Source organism: Streptomyces griseus subsp. griseus (assembly GCF_000720255.1).
GTDB lineage: Bacteria > Actinomycetota > Actinomycetes > Streptomycetales > Streptomycetaceae > Streptomyces > Streptomyces griseus_I.
This window is the reverse complement of the sequence record NZ_JOJE01000100.1, coordinates 1-2,476: the sequence shown is the minus strand read 5'-3', so window position 1 is coordinate 2,476 and position 2,476 is coordinate 1. Positions and strand designations below refer to the sequence as shown.

Annotated in this window: 2 protein-coding genes; both read left to right on the top strand. The window is 66.5% G+C overall.

Annotated elements, in window-relative coordinates; genetic code table 11:
* Nucleotides 1-684 precede the first annotated feature (684 nt).
* Nucleotides 685-1,026: a hypothetical protein gene (locus IG99_RS43190; protein WP_037684498.1), complete on the top strand. Its 342-nt coding sequence runs from the start codon at nt 685-687 to the stop codon at nt 1,024-1,026.
* Between the two features lie 289 nt (nt 1,027-1,315).
* The gene (locus IG99_RS51580) at nt 1,316-1,447 is read left to right on the top strand and encodes a hypothetical protein (RefSeq protein ID WP_267882617.1); all 132 of its coding nucleotides are present in this window, start codon (nt 1,316-1,318) and stop codon (nt 1,445-1,447) included.
* Nucleotides 1,448-2,476 lie beyond the last annotated feature (1,029 nt).

The window sequence follows — 2,476 nt, the reverse complement described above, 5'->3', positions numbered from 1 at the left end:
CTACGTCCACAGGTTCGGTTCGATCGCTCAGGGACGGCGGACGCGGTGCTATCCGAGTGACATGACGGATGCGGAGTGGGCCGAGGTCCGCTTCGCGATTTTTCGCGGCCTGGGCCCACTGTGGGCCCTCAGCGCTCCGGATCCTGCGGCGGCCGAAGTGCCAGAGCGAGCGCCTTCCTGGCACGGTCCCGGCTGCTCGGCATGAGGTGCGCGAGCGAGGCGCGCCCGTCGGACGCTGTGGACGCTGTTTTCCTTCAACTCTCTAGGACGGCCAGGGACGGCTTTTCAGACGGGGGGAGTCGGCGGGCACGGTAGGCCTGCCCCCTCCTGAAAAGCCTTGGGATGCCCTCACAACCGGAGCGGCCCGGCGGTGCTTGCCCGCTCCGGCCGTCTGCCTCCTTGGAAGGGAATCCAGACCCCTGCACAAGCAAGAAGAGCACCACCCGCCAGACGTGCTCTTCTTGCTTGTGCAGAGCGGCATTTGAGGGGGAGGCAACACGAGTCCCCCTCTGGCGTCTAGTGGTGGCTGTTCGTCAGTTGTCGACTGCCACAGTTGCGGCGAGCGGCGACTGCTGTACACCATCAGGTGCCCTGTCTTAGTCATCCCTGGGCATGACGCGGCCCATCCTCGTACTGAACTACCTTCGCGCGGGTTAGAAGATCCGTTCGAAACGGGGAGGGTGCATGACCAGCACACTCAAGAAGTTCGTAACCGCCACGTCGGCGTCGGGCCTCCTGGCCGCAGGCATGATACTCGGCGCCACGGGGGCGGCCCAGGCCGCCCCCGGCGGTCCGTCCGGCTGCACGGCGTACGTCTCGCACACCAACAACCACACGGCCGTGGGCTTCTGCACGTCGGGCAGCGGCACCTGGAACGTCCAGGCCATGTGCGCCGGTCCGGGCAGCACGCACGGCCCCTACAAGGGAGACCCCGGCTACCGCACCCGCGGTACGGAGAAGGCGGCGACGCTCAACTGCGGTGGCGGCTACCCGACCAACCTGAAGGTTGTCGACATCAAGAGCTGAGTCTGGAGCGTGTCTCTTCAATGAGTGGTCAGTTGATCGGGCGGACCTGTCCGGCAAGCGATCACTGATGCGATTGTGGGACCGGATCGCGCCGCTGATATCGGCCGATCCGGTTCCGCAGTCGGACGACGGCGCGAGCGCTTCTGGGCCGTGGAGTTCGAGGAGCCCTGGGGTGGCATCGCTCTGCCCCCGGCCCGGCGTGCGAGGGGGCCCGCGCGTTCTGGAAGCCGATGCCCCAGAGGGTCACGTGAACGGATGGCGGTTCCCGGCCGGCGACTGCCGAGTGTCCATGGCACTGGCCCACCACGGGGGCTACTGGTCCAAGACCGTCACGAAGCTCGAGGGCGACGCCGTCGAGGAGCTGGAACTCAAAGGATTCGAGCCGGTACCCGAAGTCCAGCGACGGCTGGCCCCTGGATGACCAGGCTCTCCTGCCCGAGCCTCCACTTGCGCGCCCGCCTGGCCGGACAGGCCAACTACAGCGCTCAGTCACACCAAAAGCGCACGGCTCGCGCCCGTCGCGGCGGACCACCCGGGTCGTACGCGGCTTGGGCTGCGCCGTACGGCCGCCGCCGTTCTTCTGCGCTGCCACCTTGGCGGCGCGCAGTGCGACGCGGGCCAGGTCGACGCCACTGGGCTGCGGCGGGTGCACGGGCGTCATCGTAGGTGCTGGCAACCCTGCCGTTCGACGCAGTTTCGGACCGCGACCGGTGCTGACAGTCCATCCGGAAACGCCCGCGCCACCGGACAGGACATGAGCCAGGCCCGTCACCCTGGCCGGACGACGACACACGTCGAAGAACTGCCGGACGGTTCGATGGTCCGGCTACGGGTATTTCTGAGCAAAGCAACCAGAAGACCAGGCGCGACCGTCTGAACGCGGAACAGCGAGCCGCTTTCGCCGAACTGGGCTACGCCTGGGCCACAGAACAGCCCGAACGCGGCTGACAGCCGTCTGCGGGCCAGGAACGTCCATAGGACCGGGCCTGACACCACCAGGAGCCCTACCGCCGACAGCCCCAGACAGTCACCAGCATCCGAATAGACAAGGGGGCGCGGGAGGACTTTCACCTCCTCGTCTCTGCAGCACTGGCATGTATCGCTTCAAGGGCCGCGGAATGGCGTGCCAGGCAGTGTGAGGGGGTGTGATGGGGCCACCGTGAGGGCGCGTTAATGCCACGTCTGCCTAAGGGCTGTCCCGTAATCCCTGGCGGGCGTGCGACGACAGCTACGGCACCTCGCCGCGATGTCGGAACGTCCGCATACATCCAGTATGCGGAGGTCCCTCCGCCTTGCGATGCACCGCATCTGACGCCGCACGCTGATCCACCAGAGATTACGGGACAGCCCTTAGCTTGATCTTTAACCTCTGGCGTCGAATGATGCGTCGAACTTGATCACTCGGTCTGGTAACTGCCGGACGCGGAAGCGGCCTTCGTCTGAACATGTG